Genomic DNA, 22194 nt, shown 5'->3' on the forward strand with positions numbered 1-22194 from the left:
GCGGCCGAGGCGTTCGAGGCCATGCGCGGCGAGCTGGCGCTGCGCCGTGGAGGGCTTGGCGGCCGAGCGCGGCGATCGACATACCCGACCATACCGAGACGCTTGGCGTGCTCCAGCAGAACGTGAACACGGCAGGCGAGAACGTCGCGCGCATCGGCCAATTCCTGAAAGCGGCCCCGGCGCTGGCGATGACGCCGGAGCAGATGGCGCAGCGCATCGCCGCGGCGGGCAGCGCCGCCCGGCGCGAGGATCAGGCGGCGCTCGCCAAGGCGGGCGAGGACAAGGCCCGCATCATGGCCGATCTTCGCGCCATCGCCGGGTCCGCATGGACACGCGCCGACCAGAAGAATCGGCAGCTATGGTTTGCCCTGGGTGGGGTGGCGGCCGGCATCCTCGCATGGGCGATCGTGCCGGGCCTGGTCGCGCGCGAGATCGCACCGGCGAGCTGGCAATGGCCCGAGCGCATGGCGGCGCGGACGCTCGACTTGCCCCGCTGGGAAGCCGGGCAGCGTATGATCCAGAGCGCCAGTCCCACCGCGTTCCGCGCCATCGTCGGGGCCGACAGGATCGTGACGGCCAACCGCGCGGCGATCGAGGGGTGCGGCAAAGCCGCAGCGCGAAACGCGTGAAACGGTGCGACGCACGATCACGCTCAAGTGGAGTAAAAGTTAGCCGCGCAAGTTATTCAGCCAAGCGTTCGATGATCGGACAATCAGGCCGATCATCGCCATGACAGGCTTGGGCGAGCCCGGTAAGCGAGCGGCGCATGGCGTCCAAGACGCGGACCTTGCGGCCCAGTTCGGCAGCGCGGGCTTCCGCCAGCGTCTTCACTTCCGCGCTCGACCGATCGCGATCCGACCACAGCCCCAGCAGCGTGCGGATTTCCTCGATCGGGAACCCCAGGTCGCGCGCGTTGGCGATAAATCGCAGCCGATGAACGTCAGCGTCGGCGTAGTCCCGGTAGTTCCCGCGCCGTGGCGGCGCGGGCACCAAACCAATCTTTTCATAGTGGCGGATCATGCGTTGGGAGACGCCGCTGGCGTCCGACGCCGCTCCGATGTTCACAGCTTTACCGCGTTGAGCCGCAGTGCGTTCAGGACCACGGTGAAGGACGAGAGCGCCATCGCTGCACCGGCCAGCATCGGCGACAGCAGGATACCGGCAACCGGGTAAAGCACGCCGGCCGCAACCGGCACGCCGATTCCGTTGAACAAGAACGAGAAGAACAGGTTTTGGCGGATATTTCGCATCGTCGCGCGAGCGAGCTTGCGGGCGCGCACGATCGCCGAGAGATCGCCGCGCGTGAGCGTCATGCCGGCGCTTTCGATCGCCACGTCTGTTCCCGTTCCCATCGCCAAGCCGACATCCGCGGCGGCGAGCGCCGGGGCGTCGTTGATCCCATCGCCCGCCATTGCGACCCTTGCGCCGCTCGCTTTCAGCTCGCCGATGATACGCGCCTTGTCTTCCGGCAGCAGATCGGCGCGCACGTCATCAAGACCGCCCACGGCGCGCGCGACAGCATCGGCCGTCCCACGATTGTCGCCGGTGAGCATGACGACCCGCAGGCCCTCCTTGCGAAGCGCGGCAATAGCGTCGCGCGCCGATGCGCGCACCGGATCGGCGACTGCGAGCAGACCGGCGAGCGCCCCGTCGATCGCGACGAGGATGATGCCCGCGCCTTCGCCACGGTGACGATCGGCCGCGGCGTCGACCGGCTTGAGATCAGCGCCGATCCGGCTCATTTGCACCGCATTGCCAATCACGACCGAGCGGCCGCCCACCGTGGCGCTGACACCCAGCCCGGTTTGCGAGGCAAAGTCCGCGACTGTGCCGAGCTGCAATCCTCGTTCTTTGGCGGCAACGACGATTGCGTGCGCGAGCGGATGTTCGGATTGGCCTTCGACGGCCGCGGCAAGCGCGAGCATGTCGTTCTCTCCGACCGCGCTGACCGTCTCGACCGCGATCAGCTTGGGCTTGCCTTCCGTGAGCGTACCCGTCTTGTCGATGACAAGGGTATCGACCTTTTCCAGCCCCTGTAAGGCTTCCGCGTTCTTCACCAGCACGCCGGCCTGAGCGCCGCGTCCCGTGCCGACCATGATCGACATGGGCGTGGCGAGCCCGAGCGCGCACGGGCAGGCGATCACCAGCACTGCGATGGCGTTAAGCAGGGCATGGCCCATGCGCGGCTCAGGGCCGACCAGCGACCAAGTGATGAAGGTCGCAATCGAGATCAGCACGACGAGCGGCACGAACCATCCTGAAACCCGATCGGCGACCGCCTGTATCGGGGCGCGGCTTCGCTGCGCTTCCGCGACCATGCGGACGATACGCGCGAGCATCGTGTCCGAACCAACCGCGCGGGCTTCCATCACCAGGCTGCCCGTCCCGTTGACGGTGCCCCCGGTAACGATCGCCTCGACTTCCTTGAGGACCGGCGCGGGTTCGCCGGTGAGCATGGCTTCGTCGACCGACGAACGACCCTCGACCACGACGCCATCGACCGGGATGGCTTCACCGGGGCGGACCCGCAGCCGGTCACCGGTTGCCACGTCGGCAAGCCCGACTTCTTCTTCAGAACCGTCAGGCTGCAAGCGTCGCGCCGTCTTGGGGGCGAGATCCATGAGAGCGCGGATCGCGCGCCCTGTCGCCGCCCTAGCGCGCAGTTCGAGCACTTGCCCGAGCAGCACCAGTGTCACCACGACGCCGGCCGCCTCGTAATAGACGGGAACCATGCTCCCATGCGTGCGGAAGGTCGCTGGGAAGATGCCCGGCGCGAGCGTCGCGACCACGCTATAGAGGAAGGCGGCACCTACGCCGATCGCGATCAGTGTGAACATATTGAGATGGCGGGTACGAAGCGATGTCCACCCCCGCTCGAAAAACGGCCAGCCCGCCCACAGCACGATCGGCGCGGTGAGTGCGAGCTGGACCCAAGGCGAGGCCGCAGGGCTAACCACATGCAGGCCTAACATTTCCGCGAACATCGAGACGACGAGCAGCGGGATCGTGAGCGCGCCCGCCACCCACAGTCGGCGCGTGAAGTCGACCAGCTCAGGGTTGGGAGTATCGTCGAGCGACGGTTCTTCGGGTTCGAGCGCCATGCCGCAGATTGGGCAAGTTCCCGGCCCTTCCTGGCGAATTTGCGGGTGCATCGGGCACGTCCACATCGCCCCCGGCGTCGCCATCGGCTCCGGTTTCGGCTTATCGCTCAGATAGGCGTCAGGATTGGCGACAAACTTGCTCCGGCACCCTGCGCTACAGAAATGATAGGCATGACCAGCGTGCTCGGCATGGTGTGTCGTTTTTGCGGGATCGACCGTCATGCCGCACACCGCGTCGATCACTGCTGCTGCGGCATCGTTGTCCTTACTGCCCGAGCAGCAGCCGCCCGCTTCGGTGTGATGATGTTCGTGCTCGATCTTTGCGGGAGCGGCCGAGCCGCCCCCGCAACAGGATGAGGGCGTGGAGACCGATTCAGGCGCAGGCTTCGAACAGCCGCAACCCCCGGCTTGGGAATGGGAATGAGGGTCGTTCATGGCAAGACTCCTTCGACCCGAGAGCATGTAGGGTATGACACCGTGTTAGGGTCAAGGCCCTGTCGGCACCGCTGGCGTGTATGTTGAATCTACGCGCGGGAGCGGCGTTGCCCTCATATTGCGGGGGCCAGCTCTACACCCTCGACGCCATAAGGGCCGCAGCTTAGGTCTATTACTAGCTCGCCAAACGCGGGCCGGGGGCAATCGGGGACATATGGCAGCGCAGATCGACAGTCTTTCTACTGGCACCGACCATGACGGCCTGGTGCGCCGCTTAATTGCCCGCTGGCGTGACGATCAGGGCGCGACCTATCGGAGCTGGTTTCTTTGGGACGAGCGGTTGAAGAACTTCCGATCAATCCGGCGCGGCATCACCCAGGTTGTCGGCGAGATCGAGCGCGGCACGTTCGGCGTCGCCTACCGCGGATCGTCGCTCGAAACCGTCGTCCATTCCGTCGCCGAGCAGCGGCAAATCTTCAAGGGCGCGGACCATGCGTTCCTCTGGAAGCCGAAGCTCCGCATCCCCGACATTTACGAGAGCCCCGACAATCAGCGCGCGTTCGGCCGCTTGCTCGACGCCTGTTCCTGTTGCGACACGGCCGAGGAGATCATCAGCCATATCCACGCGATCGACCGTTTGAAGATCAAGGGGCTGGGTCCGGCGGTCGCCAACCTCCTCTACTTCCTTCACCCGACGCTGGTGCCGCCCTTCAACACCGCAATCGTTAAGGGCTACAACGCGCTGACGGGGGCGAATGTGAAGCTCGGGAGCTGGGAGCATTTTCTGGCGATGCGGACCGGCATCCTCGATCTCAACGACCGCTTCCGCGAGCTGCTATCGAATGATTTAGGCGCGATCGGCGGTCTGTTGTTCGACATCGGCTCCGATCGCTATCCGGCTCCGCCCCTCGACGTGAGCGGCGCGACGCTGGCGAGCTGGGGGCAGCGGCTTGAGGCGGCGCGCGAGGAAGCGCGCACGCTCAGCAAGGCCGCTCAGCGCGAGGGCGAGAACGAGCGCACCCATACCGAAATCCAGGCATGGCTTCGCGATCTAGGGTTGGCGCTCGGCTATGACGTATGGATCGCCGCGAACGACCGCAGCCGCGCCTTCGACGGATCACCCTTGGGCGCAGGATGCCTTGAGCGCCTGCCCGACACGATCGCGACGTCGAAGGGCGCTGACTCGATCCGGCTGATCGACGTGCTGTGGCTTGAGAAGGCCGGCGATCATGTCGCCGCGGCGTTCGAGGTGGAGCATTCGACCTCGATCTATTCGGGCATCGTCAGGATGCTCGACCTGGCCTTGAGCGGTGGCGACCTTCACGCGACCGCGGGGCTGTTCCTTGTCGCGCCCGACGCGCGCGAGACGGACGTTCGCGCGCAGTTGCAGCGGCCCGCGTTCAGCCGCGTAGCCGACCTCGACATATCCTACCTGCCCTATGGCGAGCTGGAGAAGAACCGGGAGGCCATCGCGCGGTTCGGATCGGGACTGAAAGCGATCAAGGCCGTTTCCAGCAAGCTCGCCTAGCCCGCTCCGCGCAAGGGATGATCCGGAGAGCCGCGTATCCTCTAGCATGTAGAGGAGTGCTGCCGTGACGATGCCATCCCCGGCCCCCTGGCTCGACGCCGTGCTGATCGGGTGGTTCGTGCTGACCGCCCTTTCGGTCGCTTACGTCGCGTGGGATGCCTTCACCCGCAACCCCGAGCTGCGCGTGATGAAATGGGGGTGGCTGTTGGTCACGCTCTATGGTGGCCCGATCATGGCCGCGGCCTATGTCCTGTCCTGCCAGGAGCCGGCGAACGAGCGGCACGAGGATTTCGTTCGACCGCTCTGGAAGCAGGCGTTCGGCTCGGCCATCCATTGCATGGCGGGCGATGCAACCGGCGTCATCGCCGCAGCCGCGATCACCACGGCGCTCGGCCTGCCGATGTGGCAGGACGTGATCGCGGAATATGTGTTCGGCTTCGCGTTCGGACTGCTGATTTTCCAGGCGCTTTTCATGCGCGACATGGCGGGCGGTTCCTATTGGGGCGCGCTTCGCATGTCGTTCATCCCCGAATGGCTGTCGATGAATGCCGTCATGGCCGGCATGATCCCGACGATGGTGGTGTTGATGAGCCGCGACATGGCCGCGATGCACGCCAGCTCGCTCCGCTTTTGGGGCGTCATGTCGCTGGCGACACTCGTCGGGTTCGCAGTCGCCTATCCGATCAACCTTTGGCTGGTTGGCGTGCGCTTGAAGCACGGCATGGGCACGGTGCGCGCGCTGGGGCATGGCGGACACGAAGTCGGCGCGGACCGGCAATCGGCCACGCCGATGCCGGACATGGGACACGACGCAATGGCAGGGATGAGCGGCATGGCGGCCGGCGCGCGCGTGACCGGACCTCAGATCGCCGCGATGACAGTGTTGACGCTCATCATGCTTGGCGCGGGCATCATCGTTGCGACGCTGTTCGGTCGGTGGGCCATGTAACTTGCCGCGAACGACGGAGATCGCGGCAAGGGGTGATCGCGCGGCGCGCGTATCTAGGAATAGGCGGGGGCTCATACGGAGATAATGCGATGCACCAGATCGACCCCGGCATGAAGGCGTGCATGGACGCCTGCCACGAATGCCATGTGACCTGTCTTCACATGGCGATGAACCATTGCCTCGAAATGGGCGGCCAGCACGCCGCGCCCGAGCATATGAAGATCATGGCCGACTGCGCGCAAATTTGCGCGGTTGCGATCGACTTCATGGCGCGCAAGTCCGCCCACCATCAGCATATCTGCCGCGAGTGTGCCGAGATCTGCCGGGCTTGCGCAGCGAGCTGCGAGGCCCTGGGCGGCATGGAGGATTGCGTGGCAGCGTGCCGGAAGTGCGCCGATTCCTGCGATCGGATGGCGGCATAGCGGGGCTTGCGCGGGCGGTCGCCCGCCCGCGCAGCTATCTGCATATCAACGGCCCATGCTCGCGATCACAGCGAACAGCTCGGCCGTGAACTTGGTCAGGAGCTCGGTCGCTGCGCTCCCGAAAATCACCAAACATACGCCTAGCGCGATCAGCTTAGGCACGAAGCTCAGCGTCTGTTCGCTAATCGACGTCGCCGCCTGGATGATGCTGATTATCAGCCCGACGATCATCATCGGCACGAGCAGCACCACGCAGATCAGGCCGGCCACGGCCAGCATCCTCCCCGTCTCGTCGAGCAGGATCGACTGATCCATCAGGCGCGGCCCCGTGAACGGCCGGGGACCGCGAGGGCTCCCCGGCCGCGCATCACATCGCCGATGCAGGCGGCGCGAGCGTCCCGAGCCAGGCGATCAGCCCGAGAACCGCGATGACACAGGCGGTTTCGATCGCCAGACTTGTCCGCAGCGCGCCGAGGGCGCCCTTGTGATCGTCCGCTGCGATCGACCGCTCGAATGCCGGCGTGAGCCGGAAGCGGTTGAGCGAGGCGAGCCCTAGCATGGCGACGAACAGCGCCAGCTTTGCGATCAGGAGCTGACCATAGAGCGTCGCAGGAAGCGTGGCGAGGTTGCCGATCCCGACCAGCATCCAGCCATTGACCAGGCCGGTGACGAGGATCGTGCCGACCACAACCGTCCCGATCGCGCCGAACCCGTGCAGCGCGCGGTGCGTCAGCCCCAGATGCGCCGCGTCTACGCGCGCCGCGGGTCGGGAGACGAGCAGGAGCAGCCCCAGTAGTGCGCCAACCCAAGCGCCCGAGGCGATCAGATGGAGAATGTCGACGATGAGGTGGACCCAGCCCATCACGGCTTCGTCCATCGCGCCGTGTCCGGTCCACGCCAGCGTTGCGAGTGCCACGGCCGAGCAGAGCGCGACGATGCTCAGCCAGATGCCGCGCCCGCCCGCGACCAGCGCTGCCAGCGCCGCGAGGGCCACCATGACCATGCGCAGCTTCCATGCTGCTCCGATCGCAGAGCCGGTGAGCAGCGCGCCGACTGCTTCACGGTCGATCGGCCAGGCCGGCGTTCCGGCCATTGAGGAGGCCATCAGCACGACCCAGGCGCCTGAAAACAACAGGCTCAGGCCAGCGCTGGCGATGAACCAGGGACGCAGCGCGAGCGCGTCGCCGCGCTCGCGCGCCCGCAGCCCATAAAGGCTGAATGCGGCAAGGCCGAACAGCGCAGCCAGCGTCACGTAGAGCGCGAAGCGGACGCCGATAAGCGACCAGTCCCCCATCGCCTCACTTCACCGCGAAGACGTAGGTTCCTGCGACCTTGTGGGTGTCGGTCGAGACGACATTCCACGCGACGCTATACCGACCCGATGGGAGCGGCGATTTCGGGGTGATGACGAGGGTCCGGCCATCGGACGAGAGCGCGGAGGCGCTGGCCATCTTCATGGCTGCCATGCCGGGCATCGCTGCCATCGTGAGATCGGCCTTGGAGAAGGCTGGCATCAGCTTCTCGCTGAAATGAAGTTCGATACGAGCGGGCTTCGCGACCGTCGCATTGGCGGCCGGCGATGCCGACACCAGCTTAGGATGGGCGTTCGCCGTTCCGGCGAACATGACGAGAGCGGCAGCAGCAGTCAGAACGGATAGGCGGCGCATAGGGGGCCTTTCGACAGGAGGGTTCCTGTCCTTCATTACGCGCCCCGATCGACCACCCCTCACGGATGGATTTGAGGGATGGGCGCGTCGCTTGCGTAATCCATGCTAGAGGGGTGGAGTGAACGACATGGACCTCGACGCAGTATTGATGAGGCTGGCGCAAGCACCCGTGCCCGCGAGCCTTGATGGCATGGAAGATCGCGTGCTGGCGCGGGTCGCCGCACGTCCAGCGGCGCGCGCCGGCTTAGGCGTTGGGGCAATGACGATCGCTGCGGCGCTCGTCATGGGCATCTTCGGTGCCGGTGTGCCCGCGAAGGAAGCCAGCGCGGCTTCGCTATCGCCCTTGGGGCCGGTGTCGCCGCTCGCGCCCTCCACGCTGCTCGTCGGCGTGCAATGAGCGGCCGCATCCGCCTTCTGCTTGGCATTGTCGCGTGCTTCATCGCCGCGATCATCGGTGTGTTCGTGGGGCGGGCGCTACTTCCGCCACGTGCCCAGCCCGGCTCGGAGCTGCACGACGTGCTGCATCATAAGCTGGCGCTGGACGCCAACCAGGAAGCGCGACTTGAAGTGCTGGAGCAGCGTTTCGCCGTGCAGCGGCGCGCATTCGAGCTGGAATTGCGGGCGAACAATGCCCGGCTCGCTGAAGCGATCGAGGCCGAGCATGGCAACGGGCCGCGCGTCGCCGCAGCGGTCGACCAGAGCCACGCCGTCATGGGCGAGCTCCAGAAAGCGACGCTGGCGCACATCTTCGCCATGCGCCAGCTCTTGCGGCCCAATCAGACCGGCCAGTTCGATCAGGCCGTGGTGAAGGCGCTCACCGACGACGCACGTTGAGGTTCGGCGCGTGAGCCTCGACTGGACCACGCTTACGGACGGCGAGCTGGCGACCCTCAGCATCGCCGGGCGCGAAGCCGCCTTCGCCGAGATCATGCGCCGCCATCGGCAGTCAATCTTCCGCATGGTGCGCGCGTGCGTCGGCGAGGCCGACGAGGCGCTGGACCTTCTGCAGGAGACCTTCGTCGCGGCGCATCAGGCCCTGCCCCGCTACGACGGCGATCGATCGATGCGCGCGTGGCTATCGACGATCGCGATCAACAAGTGCCGCGATTGGGGGCGCAAGCGCACCGTGCGGCGCTTTCTGGCGTTCGCCGCACCGATCGGCCCGGAAGCCGAAGCCATTGCAGACGACCAGGTGGCGATCGACGACGCGACGGGCGACCGACAGGAACTCGACCGCGTGACGCGCGCCATTGCGGGCTTGCCGACCGCATTGAAGGAATCCTTGGTGCTGCGCACGATCGAGGGGTTGAGCCAGGCTGAAACCGCGGCAGTGTTGTCGATCAGCGAAAAGGCGGTAGAAACCCGCCTCTATCGCGCGCGATCGAAGTTGCTGGAGCGATTGGGCGGGCGCTGAGGGATAGCGCCCTGAGCTGCGTATCAAGGCTAGAGGGACACTCCCGTTCGAGAGCCTTGAGGACCGTATGAGCCGCACTATCGATCGCCGCCAGATGCTTCGCGGCGCCGCCCTTGCTGGCGGTGGCATGGCGCTGACCGCCTATATGCCCGCGTGGGCGCAGCCTGTCTCGGGCGGGATCGTCAAACCGCTGCCGACCGTCTCGGGCACTGACATCGCGCTGACGATCGACAGTTTCAGACTTCCCGTCGACGGCAAGTCGACGCCCGCAATCGGCGTCAACGGCACGGTGCCGGCCCCTCTCATTCGCTTGAAGGAGGGGCAAAAGGTCCGCCTCTCCGTCACCAACAATCTCGACGAGGACAGTTCGATCCACTGGCATGGGCTGCTCGTGCCGTTCGCGATGGACGGCGTGCCCGGCATCAGCTTCCCCGGCATCAAGGCGCGCTCGACCTTCATCTACGAGTTCCCGATCATCCAGTCGGGCACCTACTGGTATCACAGCCATTCCGGCGAGCAGGAGCAGGGCGGACTTTACGGGCCGATCGTGATCGACCCGGCCGGTGCCGATCCGATCGCGTTCGACCGCGAGCATGTGATCGTGCTGTCCGACCACAGCCAGATGACCGGCGAGCAGATTTTCCGGAAGCTGAAGCAGATGGGCGGCGCCTATTTCAACTATCAGCGGCCGACCCTCGCGGGCTTGCTCGCGGGTCGGGAAATGCCGCTCAAGGACCGGATCGAGTGGGGAAAGATGCGAATGGACCCCGCCGACATCGCCGACGTCACCGGCTCGACCTATACCTTCCTGGTCAACGGCTACGGGCCGTATGACAACTGGACGGGGCTGTTCAAGCCGGGCGAGCGGGTCCGCTTGCGGATCATCAACGCCGCGGCGCAGACCAACTTCAACGTCCGCATCCCCGACCTGCCGATGACCGTCGTGCAGGCCGATGGGCAGAATGTCCGTCCGGTGAAGATCGACGAGTTCCAGATCGGCGTTGCCGAGACGTTCGACGTGATCGTGACGCCCGAGGACCGGGCCTACAGCTTCGTCTCCGAGGCTATCGATCGCTCCGGCATGGGCCGGGCGACGCTCGCCCCGCGTGAGGGGATGGTCGCCCCGGTCCCGCCGCTTCGTCCGCGCACGCTGCTGACCATGACCGATATGGGCATGGACATGGGGAGCATGGGCGGGATGCAGGGCATGTCCGGCATGAAGGACGAGAGCCCGGTCGCCACGCGCGGGCCGGACCCCACCTTGATGCAGAACGCCTCGCGCAATCTTTGGAAGCTGACGGGCTGGAAGGGGCCGACCGATCACGGGACGGTCGCGGCAGGCGCAGCGATGGCGGGCATGTCCGGCATGTCGGGCATGGACCACAGCCAGATGGGCGGCGCTGTAATGCCCGGGATGGACCATAGCCAAATGGCAGCGGGCGGTGCTGGCATGGCCGGCATGGACCATAGTGCCATGTCGGGCGGATCGGGCCAGGCTGGCGGCATGGCCGGGATGGACCACGGGTCGGGTGGCGGCATGAACATGAACATGCGCGACCCGAAGAATGCGCCGGGCGTGAAGATGGGGCCGGGCGTGCAGACCATCTCCCCGATGCCGAAGGACCGTAGCGGTGAACCGCCCCAGGGTCTGGAGGGCCTGGATCACCGCGTCCTCACCTATCGCGACCTCGTTTCGCTCGCGCCCAACCCCGACGTGCGCGCGCCGTCGCGTCAGTTCGAGATCCATCTGACCGGTAACATGGAGCGCTACATGTGGGGCTTCGACGGGCAGAAGCTGAGCGATCCCGCCGACCCCATCCCGTTCCGCAAAGGCGAGCGGGCGCGGGTGACGTTGGTCAACGATACGATGATGCCGCACCCCATCCATCTCCACGGCCATTTCTTCGAGCTGGTGACGGGGCACGGCAATCATGCGCCGCGCAAGCACACCGTCAACGTGCCGCCTGGAGGCAAGATGACCTTTGATCTGACCGCCGATGCACCCGGCGATTGGGCGTTCCACTGTCACAATCTCTACCACATGACCGCAGGCATGATGCGCGTCGTCACCGTTCGCCCGTTCGCGGGAGAGGCGGCATGAACCGGCTGACCGCGGCGCTCGCCGCCGCCACCATGCTCGGCATCGCCGGTCCTGTCGCCGCTCAGTCGATGCAGGGCATGGATCATTCGGCAATGCCGGGCATGACCATGCCGATGCCTGCGAAAAAGAAGCCGGTGGTGAAGCCCACGGCCAAAGGCAAGCCGGCCAAGACTAGGTCAGCTCCTGCGAGGCGACCATCAGCTTCGACGACGAAACGCCGCGCCGCGCCAACGGCCGGCATGAATGGTATGGATCACGGGACCATGCCGGGCATGGATCACTCGTCTATGCCCGGCATGGACCATGCGGCTCCGCAGGGCTCACAGCAGGGCATGGAAGCCATGCCGGGGATGCAGATGCCCGGAAACGGCCAAACGGTCCCTCAGGGCTCCCAGCAGCCGATGCAGGGCATGGACCATTCGGCGATGCCGGGGATGACCATGCCAGCCGACCAGCACAGCGGCCACGACATGCAGGGCATGTCGGGAATGGCCGGAATGCCAGGCATGGCGGCCGATGGGGTGCAGCAGACTGGCACCGCGCTTCCCGCAGGAAACGCCCCCGCCCCGCCCCTGCCGACCGACCATGCGGCCGACAGCGTTTACGGCGCGGACGCGATGGCGATGGGTCGCCATCACCTTCAGCAGCATCACGGCGGTCAAAACTTCAGCCAGGTGCTATTGAACCTCGCTGAGTATCAATTCCGCAACGGTCGTGACGGCTATCGCTGGGATGGCGAGGCGTGGTTCGGGGGTGACATCAACCGCCTCTTCATCAAGTCTGAGGGCGAGGGAGCCTTCCGCGAGGGCATCGAGAGCGCCGAGGTGCAGGCGCTCTATAGCCGGACCATTGGCCCTTATTTCAATCTACAAGCGGGTGTCCGCCAGGATTTGGGGCCGTCCCCGAAACGCACCTATGCGACCGTCGGGCTGGAGGGGCTGGCACCGGGCTTCTTCGAGCTAGAGGGCGCGGTATTCCTGTCCAACAAGGGCGACCTGCTAGGGCGGCTTGAGGGCTATTACGACCAGCGCATCACCCAGCGGCTGATCCTGCAACCGCGCGCCGAGCTCAATTTCGCTGCGCAGGACGTGCCGGAAAACCGGATCGGATCGGGCCTATCCAACGCCGAGCTTGGATTGCGGCTGCGTTATGAGATCCGGCGCGAGTTCGCCCCCTATGTCGGCGTGTCATGGGATCGCCGCTTCGGCGACACCGCCCGCTACGCGCGCGCCGATGGGGATCGCGCAACGTCCAAGAGCATCGTCGCCGGCGTTCGTGTCTGGTTCTGATCGATGGAGGAACAGATGGCTCAAGACGGCAGGCGCTCGATAAGGCAGCACTTCCCGAGCCTGCCGTTCGTAGGCGCCCTGGCGATCGTCCTGGCGCTGGGCGCAGCCGCGTTTATCTACCTTGGCGTGTATAACATCGCGGCCGACGAACCGCACACGCCGGCGGTCTATTCAATGCTCGAACGCCTGCGCGATCGGTCGATTGAGGCACGCGCGCGCGGCATAACACCCCCGGCCGATCTGGCATCGGCGCAGCGCGTGTCAGTCGGCGCGGGCCTTTACGGAGAAATGTGTTCCGGTTGCCATCTCGGCCCCGGCGTCGAGAAATCCGAGATGAGCCAGGGCCTCTATCCACAGGCGCCGGAACTCGCGCGCGCTCAAGATCTCACCCCCGCCCAGCAATTCTGGATCATCAAGCACGGGGTGAAGCTCAGCGCCATGCCGGCATGGGGCAAGACGCATCCCGACCCCCTAATTTGGAATATGGTCGCGTTCGTCCGCAAGCTCCCCGGCATGACGCCCGAACAGTATAAGGCACTGGTCGCGAGCGCCCCGGCCGATCACGACGAGATGATGAAGGACATGCCGGGTATGAAGTGACCCCGGCGACGAGGTTGAGGGAGGAGTGGTTCTGAAAAGCGCGAAACTGAGGCTGCATCTACTCGCGAGCCGCACGCACAAATGGCTCGCGATCATCATCGGCGCGCAGCTCCTGCTATGGTTCGCAAGCGGCGCCCTGATGAGCTTCCTGCCGATCGATCGGGTGCATGGCGATCACCTCGTTGACCGCAAAGCCGCGGCGCCCCTTCCCCGCGGCAGCACGTTCGCCCCACCATCGGCGATCGTAGGCGCAGCAGATGCGCCCATCGAGGCCATCACCTATCGCATGTGGCTTGGCCGCCCGGTCGCCGAGGTCGCGACAGCCAAGGGAACGCGCCTGTTCGACGCCGCGACGGGCCAAGCGCTGCCAGCACCAACGGCTCGTGAGGCCGAGGAGATCGCGCGTTTGGCATGGCGTGGCGGTGCTCGACCAGCGGCGAAGGTAGAGCGGATCGAGCGCGCCAGCCCCGAATATCGCGGCACGCTCCCCGCCTGGCGCGTCGCGTTCGCCGACCTCGATTCCACCCGCGTCTTTGTCGCGGCCGACACCGGTCGGATCTCGGCTGTCCGAACCGGCACTTGGCGGCTCTACGACTTCTTCTGGGGCCTTCACATCATGGATTGGACGAATCACGAGAACTTCAACACGCCCTGGCTGCTCGCCTTCGCGATCGGTGGGCTTGCGCTTTGGTTAGGGGGGGCAGTGCTTCTCTACATGCGATGGCCCAAAACGCGGCGTCGCAACATCGTGATCGAGGCATAATATACGCGGCTCAGGAGCGTAGCCCTCGGAAATAAAGTCCTGTTTCCTGACAATTTCTCGCGCGTTCTAGCACCCCGGGTGAGGGATAGCCGCCTCGCACGCGTAGAAGTCTTAGAACCCAGGGAGATCAATAATGCGCTTCGCACCAACATTCGCAGCTTTGGCGCTGCTCGCCACGCCCGCCCTCGCGCAGCAGAGCGGCGGAATGCAGGGCATGAACCACGGTCAGATGGCCGGCATGAACCACGACGACATGGCGGGCATGATGGCCGGCAATCCCTACGGCCAGGCCGAGATGGACATGCATCAGAAGATGATGGCGGCCAAGCAGGGCGACGCGGCCGAAATGTGGACGCGCAAGATGATCGAGCATCACCGAGGCGCCATCGCCATGTCGCGCGTTGCGGTGCGTGACGCGCGCGACGCCGAGACCAAGCGCATGGCGCAGATGACGATCACGAAACAGGAAAAGGATATTGCCGAGCTGCAGGCGTGGCTCAGCAAGCACGGCAAGCGCCCGCAATAAGGGAGCGCTGCCCCGCCCTGTCGATCCCCCTACCCCCCGGCAGGGCGGGGATTTCCTTTTAGGAGCTGATGATGAAGAATGGTGTTCGTGGCGCCGTCGCCGCCTTGCTAATGACCATCCCAGCGGTCGCATCGGCCGCGGCCGACATCGCCATGCACCGCGATCCGGGTTGCGGCTGTTGCGAGAAATGGGCGGCGCAGGTGCGTCAGCAGTTCGGCCGCAAGGTCCAGATCATCGACGATGATCGCCGTGAGGTGCTGCAGCGTAAGATCGGCCTGCCCGCTGACCTCGCGTCCTGCCATACCGCGATCATCGACGGCATGGCGTTTGAGGGACATGTCCCGATCGCGGACATGAAGCGCGCGCTGGCCCAGCATCCTAAAGGCGTGCGCGGCTTGGCCGTGGCCGGAATGCCGATGGGCTCACCGGGCATGGAGGTGCCCGGCATGAGAACCCAGCCCTATGACGTCATTGCGTTCGGTGCCGCTGGCCGGCGTGTCTTTGCTAGCCACGGCGCCTAAACGACAGGTTGTCTTGTGAGCGGCAAATCTTCCCCGGCGCTTCATGCCGGCACTACGGCACCCGGCAAACCACCCGTATTGACCTCGGCGTTGACAATTGGGATAGTATCCGGGTGTTGAAAGCTCGTCTTTCTCTCTTGCTTCTTGTTGGAGCGTTGCTTGGCCTTTTGGGCCAAGGAATTGCGTATGCGGCCGGCCCATCGCTCTCACCCAAGATGGCGATGAGCCATGTCACCCCATCCCGCATGGATTGCGCGGGTATGGCGACCCCGGATCCGTCATCGGAACACCCATGCAAAGGACTGACGCTGGCGTGTATCGCCCAAATGGGATGCGTTGTTCCCATGACGTTTGAGGAGCCGGCAAGAGTGCTGAAGCGCTCGATCGCATCTCAAATCGTTATCTGGCCTGCCAGCCGGGCACTTGCCGGCCTCAACGTCGCTCCCGAGCCCGAACCGCCTACCGTTTGATCGAGTCAAGCCGTGTCAGGCTGCAGCCGTTCGCCGGTTGCGGCTCTGCCGATTTTAAATCTCGATCAAATTGGAAAGTGACATGAAAACGTTCATCTTGGCGGTATTTGCCGCTAGCCTCGCCGCGTCGGCAGCGACGGCGGCCACATCTGAAAATAAAAGCAATGGTCATTGGGAGTGGCGTTCCAATTACCAGCCGGGCCCGCGGGCGCCGCTTCAAGCCCCACGTCGCGTATGGGTTACGGACGTTCCCCAGTCGAGCGCCTGCGTGTGCCCGATGATGGAACGCGGTCGCGACGCCTGCATGTCAATGAAGGGCGGCCAGTCAACTTAAGCTGGCGAGCCTGAACAGGTGCCGGGCTCCGATCAACCATTTGGAGCCCGGCCATCATTATGACATGAAGGGACTAGAGGGATGCGCGCATCCATGATGCTCGCGGTCGCCGCGCTCACGACGAGCGCCGCGCACGCGCAGACACTTACCTATGACCAAGCGCTGCGCGATGCGGTTGCCAACGCCCCGGGAGCGGTTGCCGGTCGCGCGGGGGTCAGCGCCGCCCAAGCCGATGCACGTGCGGCGGGAAGCCTTCCGGACCCCCGTGTGTCGATCGGAATCGAGAATTATCCTGTCTCTGGGCCACCCGCCTTCTCCCTATCCAGAGACGACATGACGATGGGGCGTGTCGGTTTCCAACAGGACCTACCCAACCTTGCCAAGCGTCATGCCGCGCAAGCGCAGGCACGCGCCGTGATCGCAACGGCAGAAGCATCGCAAGCGACCAAGCTCCGGGAGGTGCGATTGGGAGCGGGGCAGGCATGGATCGACCTTGCTTATGCCGAGCGTCGACTAGCTGCCCTCGACACCGTTCTGCTATTCCTTCGATCTCTCCCTTCCGCTGCGCGGGCCGCCGTGACGACCGGTTCGGTCCGCCCTGGTCAGACACTGACGACCGATCAGGAGATCGCGGCACTCGACGACCGCCGCGACGAGTTGATGGCCGCCGTTGCGCGCGCCCGCGCGATGCTGGCTCGCTGGACCGGCGTATCGGCGCCCGAGATTGCCGGCGATATGCCCGCGATCGATCTGGCTCCGGCGCGGCTGCGGGACGCGCTCAGCCTTCACTCCGACATGGTTCTCGCCGAGGCCGGTATTCAGCGCGCCCAGGCCGACGTGGATGCGGCGCGAGCGGAGAAGCGACCCGATTGGGGGGTAGAGGTAGCTTATCAACGCCGTGACCCCCGGTATGGCGACATGGTGTCGGCGGGAGTTTCGATGAGCCTGCCGCTGTTCGCTCGATCGCGTCAGAACCCGCGCATCGAAGCCCGCAAATCCGCACAGGCGCAGGCCGAGGCCGCGCGCGAAGAAACCCGGCGCACATTGGCAGCCGATCTGGAGGCCGCGCTGGCGGACCACCAAATGCATCACAGCCAATGGCAGCGCGCGCGCGACGTGCTCCTTCCGCTCGCTCGGAAGCGAGCCGATCTGGAGATAGCGAGCTACTCTGCCGGTCGCGCGAGTCTTGCGGATGCCATCGAAGCCAAGACCGCGCTCGCCGACGCCGAGCTGACCGTGCTCGACCGTGAGGCGCTCGTCGCCGCAGACTCTGTCCGCCTCACCATTACCTTCGGGAGCGCCGATCGATGAGCGACACTACCATTACCCGCGCCCGCCTTGTCACCGCGGTAAGCGCGCTGGTGCTGGTCGCAGGGGGCGTGGGCTTCGGGCTCGCGAAACTTGGCACGTCTTCGGCTGCCGATCAAACGGCATCCCCAGCCCCGCAGAAGAAGATCCTCTACTGGTATGATCCGATGATCCCGGGGGAGCGGCACGACGGCCCGGGTCTCTCGTCGATGAGGATGAAACTGATCCCCCGCTATGCCGACGAGGGCGCAGGCGGTAGCGCCGCACCGGGCGTAGCGATCGATCCGGCCAGCCTCCAGCGGCTCGGCGCGCGGATCGTCACGGTCGAACGCGGATCGTTGTCAAACTCGGCCTCGGCAACCGGCAGCATCGAGTTCAATGACCGCAACGTTGCGGTCGTGCAGGCACGCAGCGGCGGCTTCGTTCAGCGCGTCTATGCGCGCGCGCCAGGCGATGTCGTGCCGGCAGGCGCCCCGCTCGCCGATATCCTTGTGCCCGAATGGGCGGGCGCGCAGGCGGAGTATCTCGCCGTGCGCCGCACCGGGGATGCCGGGCTCACGCGGGCGGCACGAGAGCGCCTGTTGCTTCTCGGGATGCCCGCCGGATCGATTGCATCGGCGGAGTGGCGCGGCCGACCGCAAGGTGTGACGACGATCAGCACGCCCGTGGGGGGCGTCATCAAGACGCTCGGCGTCCGACAGGGGATGACGGTCGCGCAAGGACAGACACTGGCGGAGGTGAACGGCCTCGCCACCGTGTGGCTGAACGCGGCTGTCCCTGAGGCCCTCGCAGGAAACCTGCGGATCGGCACGCCCGTCATCGCCACGCTGGCGGCTTTCCCGGGCGAAAGCTTCAGGGGCCGCATCGCTGCGATCCTGCCCCAGGCCGAGGCAGCGAGCCGCACGCTCACAATCCGCGTCGAGCTCCCCAACCGTGCCGGCCGGTTGCGCCCCGGTATGTTCGCCAGCGTGGCGCTCGACCAGGGGAGCCGCGATGCACTCCTTGTTCCGAGTGAGGCCGTGATCCGGACCGGCCGGCGCACACTCGTCATGTTGGCAGGGCCGGGTGGACGCTTTCGACCCGCCGAGGTTCGCACTGGCGCAGAAGGCGGCGGCAAAACCGAGATAGTCGCCGGCCTGACCGAGGGTGAGAAGGTTGTCGCGTCGGGCCAGTTCCTGATCGACTCCGAAGCGAGCCTCGCTGGCCTCGATGCGCGTCCGATTGGTGTCGAAGCGTCACCCGCAACAAAGCCGGCCGTGAAACCCACCGCGTCGATCTACGAGACGGTCGGCAGCATCGAGGCGATCGATCGCAGTTCCGTCACCCTGTCCCATCAGCCCGTTCCGGCGATCGGCTGGCCGGCCATGACAATGACGTTCCGCGTCGCCGATCCCGCGTTGGTGCGTGGGTATCGCAAGGGTGAGCGGGTGCGGTTCGGCTTTGATCAACCCGCCGATGGTCCAACGCTGCGCCGCATGACGCGCGAGGCTGGGCGATGATTGCCGCGATCATCCGCTGGTCGGTCGCGAACCGCTTCCTCGTCGTCCTGGCGGCCATCGCGCTCGCCATGGCCGGGGTGTTCGCAATGCGTGCCACCCCCGTCGATGCGCTCCCCGACCTGTCCGACACGCAGGTCATCATCCGCACGAGCTGGCCGGGCCAAGCCCCGCAGATCGTCGAGAACCAGGTGACGTATCCGCTCACCACGACGATGCTGTCCGTGCCTGGCGCGAAAACCGTGCGCGGCTATTCGTTCTTCGGCGACAGCTACGTCTATGTCCTCTTCGAGGATGGGACCGACCTCTATTGGGCGCGCTCACGCGTGCTGGAGTATCTGAGCCAGGTGCAGGGACGGCTTCCCCAAGGCGCGCAGGCCGCGCTGGGTCCTGATGCGACGGGGGTCGGCTGGGTCTATGAATACACGCTGTTGGACCGCACCGGCCGCCGTGACCTGTCGCAGCTCCGATCCTTGCAGGACTGGTTCCTACGTTATGAACTGAAAACGCTGCCCGGCGTTGCGGAGGTGGCGAGCATCGGCGGAATGGTGAAGCAATATCAGGTGCTGCTCGACCCGACGCGGCTCGCCGCATTCGGTGTCACGCACACTCAGGCCGTCGATGCCATTCGCCGCGCCAATCAGGAGGCCGGCGGGTCCGTCCTCGAGCTGGGCGAAGCCGAATATATGGTGCGCGCGTCAGGTTACTTGCGCACCGTCGACGATTTCCGCGCGATCCCGCTCAAGGTCGCCGGTGCCGGCGTCCCCGTTACCTTGGGCGACGTCGCGTCGATCCAGATCGGCCCCGAGATGCGCCGCGGCATCGCCGAGCTGAACGGCGAAGGCGAGGTCGCGGGCGGAGTCGTCATCCTGCGTCAGGGCAAGAATGCACGGCAGACGATCGAAGCCGTCAAGGCCAAGCTCGCGGAACTGAAAGCGAGCCTTCCCCCCGGCGTCGAGATCGTCACCACCTATGACCGCTCGCAATTGATCGACCGCGCGGTGGAGAATTTGACGGGCAAGCTGATCGAGGAGTTCGTCGTCGTCGCGATCATCTGCGGGTTGTTTCTGTGGCATGTCCGGTCTGCGCTGGTCGCGATCGTCACCTTGCCTCTGGGGGTGCTCGCGGCCTTGCTCGTCATGCGTGTGCAGGGGGTGAACGCCAACATCATGTCTTTGGGCGGTATCGCCATCGCGATCGGCGCGATGGTCGATGCCGCGATCGTGATGATCGAGAACGCGCACAAGCGGATCGAGCGATGGGAACACGACCATCCGGGCGTGGCGCTGGCGGGCGAGGAACGCTGGCGCGTCATCACCGAGGCCGCGGCCGAGGTCGGGCCGGCGCTGTTCTTCAGCCTCGTCATCATCACGCTGTCGTTCGTGCCGGTGTTCACGCTCGAAGCGCAGGAGGGACGGCTGTTCGCCCCGCTCGCCTTCACCAAGAGCTATGCGATGGCGGCAGCGGCGATCCTGTCGGTAACGCTCGTGCCGGTCCTGATGGGATGGCTGATCCGGGGACGCATTCCGGCCGAGAACGACAACATTATCAACCGCGTGCTCACCCGTGCCTATCGCCCGGCGCTCGACCGCGTGTTGGCGCGGCCTTGGGCGGCGATCGGCATCGCCGCCCTGGTACTGGCGACGACGGCATGGCCGCTGACCCGATTGGGTGGCGAGTTCATCCCGACGATGGATGAGGGCGATCTGCTCTACATGCCGTCCGCGCTTCCCGGCCTTTCGGCCGCGAGCGCCTCGGCCCTGCTCCAGCGCACAGACCGGCTGATAAAAACCGTTCCCGAGGTCAAAACCGTGTTCGGCAAAGCCGGACGCGCCGAGACCGCGACCGACCCGGCACCGCTCGAGATGTTCGAGACGACCATCCAATTCAAGCCGCGCGATCAATGGCGCGCGGGGATGACGCCGGCAAAGCTGGTGGAGGAGCTGGACCGCACAGTGCGCGTGCCCGGCCTCACGAACGTATGGGTGCCTCCGATCCGCAATCGGATCGATATGCTCGCGACCGGCATCAAGAGTCCCATCGGGGTGAAAGTGTCGGGGTCCAACCTCTCCGAGCTGGACCGCATCGCCGGCAGCATCGAACGTGTAGCCAGGACCGTGCCGGGCGTCAGCTCGGCATTGGCAGAACGGTTGACCGGAGGCCGCTATGTCGATGTCGATATCGATCGGGTGACCGCGGGGCGCTACGGTCTCAACATCGCCGATGTGCAGGAGATTGTGTCCGGCGCGATCGGCGGCGAGACGATCGGCCAGACGGTGGAGGGCCTTGCCCGCTACCCGATCAGCGTCCGCTACCCCCGCGAGCTGCGTGACAGTCTGGAGGGACTGCGAACTCTCCCAATCGTCACCGCATCGGGTCAGCAGATCACACTCGGCACCGTCGCATCCGTGTCGATCGCGGAAGGTCCACCGATGCTCAAGACGGAAAATGGTCGACTCTCGACATGGGTCTATGTCGACGTGCGCGGGCGCGACCTGGCCTCCACGGTCGCCGATCTGCGCCGTGCTGTTGGCAAAGATGTTCGGCTCAGCCCCGGCGTCTCGATCGCCTATTCCGGACAATTCGAGTATCTGCAGCGTGCCGAGGCTCGGTTGATGCTCGTCGTGCCGGCGACACTCGCGATCATCTTCCTTCTCCTCTACCTTACCTTCGGTCGCCTCGACGAGGCGGCGCTTATCATGGGCACACTGCCCTTCGCGCTGACCGGCGGCATCTGGACATTATGGCTGCTCGGCTATGCGCAATCGGTCGCCACAGGTGTCGGGTTCATCGCGCTCGCCGGCGTGTCGGCGGAGTTCGGCGTCGTCATGCTGATCTACCTGAAACACGCATTGGCCGAGCGCGGGCCGTCACCGTCGGGCGAGCAAGTATCGGAAGCGATCAGGGAGGGCGCGCTGTTGCGGGTACGTCCCAAGGCGATGACCGTCGCTGTCATCGTCGCCGGGCTGTTCCCCGTGCTGATCGGGCATGGCGCCGGATCGGAGGTGATGAGCCGGATCGCCGCGCCGATGATCGGTGGAATGCTGACCGCCCCTTTCCTCTCCATGTTCATCCTGCCAGCCGCCTACTTGCTCTTGCGGCGGCGAGCTTCAACCCGCCCCGAAAGGAAGATCTGATGAAAGCCACTTTCTCCATGCGCGCCGCATTCATGCTACTAGGGTCAGGACCCATTGATGTGAGCGTCGCGATCTGATTCAGGCTCCGTGAGGAGACTGGTAATGAGCGACCTGTTTTGGCTGACGGACGAGC

The 22194-nt window shown here is 65.5% G+C and carries 21 protein-coding genes; 16 read left to right on the forward strand and 5 right to left on the reverse strand.

Translation table 11 applies throughout. The features are described 5' to 3' along the window. Positions 1 to 107 precede the first annotated feature (107 nt). Positions 108 to 629: a DUF6118 family protein gene (locus tag GGR45_RS14750; RefSeq protein WP_017980796.1), complete on the forward strand. Its 522-nt coding sequence runs from the start codon at positions 108 to 110 to the stop codon at positions 627 to 629. 52 nt (positions 630 to 681) lie between these two features. On the opposite strand, the gene cueR is transcribed toward GGR45_RS14750, so the two are convergent. Together cueR and GGR45_RS14760 are read right to left on the reverse strand one after the other, a co-directional pair. Continuing rightward, on the reverse strand, positions 682 to 1065 hold the full coding sequence (cueR, locus tag GGR45_RS14755) for a Cu(I)-responsive transcriptional regulator (RefSeq protein WP_017980795.1): 384 nt from the start codon (positions 1063 to 1065) through the stop codon (positions 682 to 684). Continuing rightward, on the reverse strand, positions 1062 to 3419 hold the full coding sequence (locus tag GGR45_RS14760) for a heavy metal translocating P-type ATPase (protein ID WP_371262954.1): 2358 nt from the start codon (positions 3417 to 3419) through the stop codon (positions 1062 to 1064). Before GGR45_RS14760 ends, cueR begins: the two co-directional genes overlap by 4 nt. A gap of 331 nt (positions 3420 to 3750) precedes the next feature. Between GGR45_RS14760 and GGR45_RS14765 the strand changes: the two genes are divergently transcribed. The 3 genes from GGR45_RS14765 (at position 3751) to GGR45_RS14775 (ending at position 6435) form a co-directional block, all read left to right on the forward strand. Then, entirely contained in the window at positions 3751 to 5064 is a 1314-nt protein-coding gene (locus tag GGR45_RS14765) for a hypothetical protein (RefSeq protein WP_017980793.1), read from the forward strand. A gap of 70 nt (positions 5065 to 5134) precedes the next feature. Further along, positions 5135 to 6013, forward strand: a complete 879-nt coding sequence (locus tag GGR45_RS14770) for a DUF4396 domain-containing protein (protein ID WP_017980792.1) — start codon at positions 5135 to 5137, stop codon at positions 6011 to 6013. A gap of 89 nt (positions 6014 to 6102) precedes the next feature. Further along, positions 6103 to 6435: a four-helix bundle copper-binding protein gene (locus GGR45_RS14775; RefSeq protein WP_017980791.1), complete on the forward strand. Its 333-nt coding sequence runs from the start codon at positions 6103 to 6105 to the stop codon at positions 6433 to 6435. Positions 6436 to 6480: 45 nt separating this feature from the next. Here the strand turns inward: GGR45_RS14775 and GGR45_RS14780 are convergent, their stop codons facing one another. The 3 genes from GGR45_RS14780 to copC are packed head-to-tail and all read right to left on the reverse strand — an operon-like array spanning position 6481 to position 8102. Beyond that, entirely contained in the window at positions 6481 to 6750 is a 270-nt protein-coding gene (locus GGR45_RS14780) for a flagellar biosynthetic protein FliQ (protein WP_017980790.1), read from the reverse strand. A 52-nt stretch (positions 6751 to 6802) separates the two neighbouring features. Then, positions 6803 to 7729: a copper homeostasis membrane protein CopD gene (copD, locus tag GGR45_RS14785; RefSeq protein WP_017980789.1), complete on the reverse strand. Its 927-nt coding sequence runs from the start codon at positions 7727 to 7729 to the stop codon at positions 6803 to 6805. A 4-nt stretch (positions 7730 to 7733) separates the two neighbouring features. After that, positions 7734 to 8102, reverse strand: a complete 369-nt coding sequence (gene copC / locus GGR45_RS14790) for a copper homeostasis periplasmic binding protein CopC (RefSeq protein ID WP_020486671.1) — start codon at positions 8100 to 8102, stop codon at positions 7734 to 7736. 127 nt (positions 8103 to 8229) lie between these two features. Here copC and GGR45_RS14795 point away from each other — a divergent pair, with 127 nt between their 5' ends. The 12 genes from GGR45_RS14795 (at position 8230) to GGR45_RS14850 (ending at position 22061) form a co-directional block, all read left to right on the forward strand. Continuing rightward, positions 8230 to 8499, forward strand: coding sequence for a hypothetical protein (locus GGR45_RS14795; RefSeq protein WP_020486670.1), 270 nt, complete (start codon positions 8230 to 8232; stop codon positions 8497 to 8499). Then, positions 8496 to 8936 (forward strand): periplasmic heavy metal sensor, encoded by a 441-nt coding sequence (locus tag GGR45_RS14800; protein ID WP_017980786.1) that lies wholly within the window; start codon positions 8496 to 8498, stop codon positions 8934 to 8936. The genes GGR45_RS14795 and GGR45_RS14800 overlap by 4 nt, the downstream gene beginning before the upstream one ends. Before the next feature lie 10 nt (positions 8937 to 8946). Continuing rightward, positions 8947 to 9516, forward strand: coding sequence for an RNA polymerase sigma factor (locus tag GGR45_RS14805; RefSeq protein ID WP_018251214.1), 570 nt, complete (start codon positions 8947 to 8949; stop codon positions 9514 to 9516). Between the two features lie 67 nt (positions 9517 to 9583). Continuing rightward, positions 9584 to 11617, forward strand: coding sequence for a copper resistance system multicopper oxidase (locus tag GGR45_RS14810; RefSeq protein ID WP_018251213.1), 2034 nt, complete (start codon positions 9584 to 9586; stop codon positions 11615 to 11617). Beyond that, on the forward strand, positions 11614 to 12906 hold the full coding sequence (locus tag GGR45_RS14815; protein WP_043060765.1) for a copper resistance protein B: 1293 nt from the start codon (positions 11614 to 11616) through the stop codon (positions 12904 to 12906). Before GGR45_RS14810 ends, GGR45_RS14815 begins: the two co-directional genes overlap by 4 nt. Before the next feature lie 15 nt (positions 12907 to 12921). Further along, positions 12922 to 13506, forward strand: a complete 585-nt coding sequence (locus GGR45_RS14820; RefSeq protein ID WP_024310687.1) for a c-type cytochrome — start codon at positions 12922 to 12924, stop codon at positions 13504 to 13506. Positions 13507 to 13531: 25 nt separating this feature from the next. After that, positions 13532 to 14269, forward strand: coding sequence for a PepSY domain-containing protein (locus GGR45_RS14825; RefSeq protein WP_017980780.1), 738 nt, complete (start codon positions 13532 to 13534; stop codon positions 14267 to 14269). Between the two features lie 160 nt (positions 14270 to 14429). Next, positions 14430 to 14795 carry a DUF305 domain-containing protein gene (locus GGR45_RS14830; RefSeq protein ID WP_018251211.1) on the forward strand — a complete coding sequence of 122 codons (366 nt, stop codon included), beginning with the start codon at positions 14430 to 14432 and terminating at the stop codon, positions 14793 to 14795. 68 nt (positions 14796 to 14863) lie between these two features. Then, on the forward strand, positions 14864 to 15316 hold the full coding sequence (locus GGR45_RS14835; RefSeq protein WP_017980778.1) for a DUF411 domain-containing protein: 453 nt from the start codon (positions 14864 to 14866) through the stop codon (positions 15314 to 15316). 885 nt (positions 15317 to 16201) lie between these two features. Continuing rightward, a complete protein-coding gene (locus tag GGR45_RS14840; RefSeq protein WP_017980777.1) occupies positions 16202 to 17431 on the forward strand; it encodes a TolC family protein in 1230 nt (409 codons plus the stop codon). Then, positions 17428 to 18927: an efflux RND transporter periplasmic adaptor subunit gene (locus GGR45_RS14845; protein WP_043060764.1), complete on the forward strand. Its 1500-nt coding sequence runs from the start codon at positions 17428 to 17430 to the stop codon at positions 18925 to 18927. The genes GGR45_RS14840 and GGR45_RS14845 overlap by 4 nt, the downstream gene beginning before the upstream one ends. Then, positions 18924 to 22061 carry an efflux RND transporter permease subunit gene (locus tag GGR45_RS14850; protein ID WP_018251208.1) on the forward strand — a complete coding sequence of 1046 codons (3138 nt, stop codon included), beginning with the start codon at positions 18924 to 18926 and terminating at the stop codon, positions 22059 to 22061. Before GGR45_RS14845 ends, GGR45_RS14850 begins: the two co-directional genes overlap by 4 nt. Positions 22062 to 22194: the final 133 nt, after the last annotated feature.

Source organism: Sphingomonas zeae (genome assembly GCF_014197135.1).
Taxonomy (GTDB): Bacteria; Pseudomonadota; Alphaproteobacteria; order Sphingomonadales; family Sphingomonadaceae; genus Sphingomonas; species Sphingomonas zeae.

What these genes read in the sequence shown, in the direction of transcription:
- GGR45_RS14765 (WP_017980793.1), top strand. Translation starts at nt 3,751, where the DNA reads ATGGCAGCGCAGATCGACAGTCTTTCTACTGGCACCGACCATGACGGC.
- GGR45_RS14775 (WP_017980791.1), top strand. Translation starts at nt 6,103, where the DNA reads ATGCACCAGATCGACCCCGGCATGAAGGCGTGCATGGACGCCTGCCAC.
- copD (WP_017980789.1), bottom strand. Translation starts at nt 7,729, where the DNA reads ATGGGGGACTGGTCGCTTATCGGCGTCCGCTTCGCGCTCTACGTGACG.
- GGR45_RS14800 (WP_017980786.1), top strand. Translation starts at nt 8,496, where the DNA reads ATGAGCGGCCGCATCCGCCTTCTGCTTGGCATTGTCGCGTGCTTCATC.
- GGR45_RS14810 (WP_018251213.1), top strand. Translation starts at nt 9,584, where the DNA reads ATGAGCCGCACTATCGATCGCCGCCAGATGCTTCGCGGCGCCGCCCTT.
- GGR45_RS14815 (WP_043060765.1), top strand. Translation starts at nt 11,614, where the DNA reads ATGAACCGGCTGACCGCGGCGCTCGCCGCCGCCACCATGCTCGGCATC.
- GGR45_RS14820 (WP_024310687.1), top strand. Translation starts at nt 12,922, where the DNA reads ATGGCTCAAGACGGCAGGCGCTCGATAAGGCAGCACTTCCCGAGCCTG.
- GGR45_RS14850 (WP_018251208.1), top strand. Translation starts at nt 18,924, where the DNA reads ATGATTGCCGCGATCATCCGCTGGTCGGTCGCGAACCGCTTCCTCGTC.
- copC (WP_020486671.1), bottom strand. Translation starts at nt 8,102, where the DNA reads ATGCGCCGCCTATCCGTTCTGACTGCTGCTGCCGCTCTCGTCATGTTC.
- GGR45_RS14835 (WP_017980778.1), top strand. Translation starts at nt 14,864, where the DNA reads ATGATGAAGAATGGTGTTCGTGGCGCCGTCGCCGCCTTGCTAATGACC.
- GGR45_RS14780 (WP_017980790.1), bottom strand. Translation starts at nt 6,750, where the DNA reads ATGGATCAGTCGATCCTGCTCGACGAGACGGGGAGGATGCTGGCCGTG.
- GGR45_RS14770 (WP_017980792.1), top strand. Translation starts at nt 5,135, where the DNA reads ATGCCATCCCCGGCCCCCTGGCTCGACGCCGTGCTGATCGGGTGGTTC.
- GGR45_RS14845 (WP_043060764.1), top strand. Translation starts at nt 17,428, where the DNA reads ATGAGCGACACTACCATTACCCGCGCCCGCCTTGTCACCGCGGTAAGC.
- GGR45_RS14840 (WP_017980777.1), top strand. Translation starts at nt 16,202, where the DNA reads ATGCGCGCATCCATGATGCTCGCGGTCGCCGCGCTCACGACGAGCGCC.
- GGR45_RS14795 (WP_020486670.1), top strand. Translation starts at nt 8,230, where the DNA reads ATGGACCTCGACGCAGTATTGATGAGGCTGGCGCAAGCACCCGTGCCC.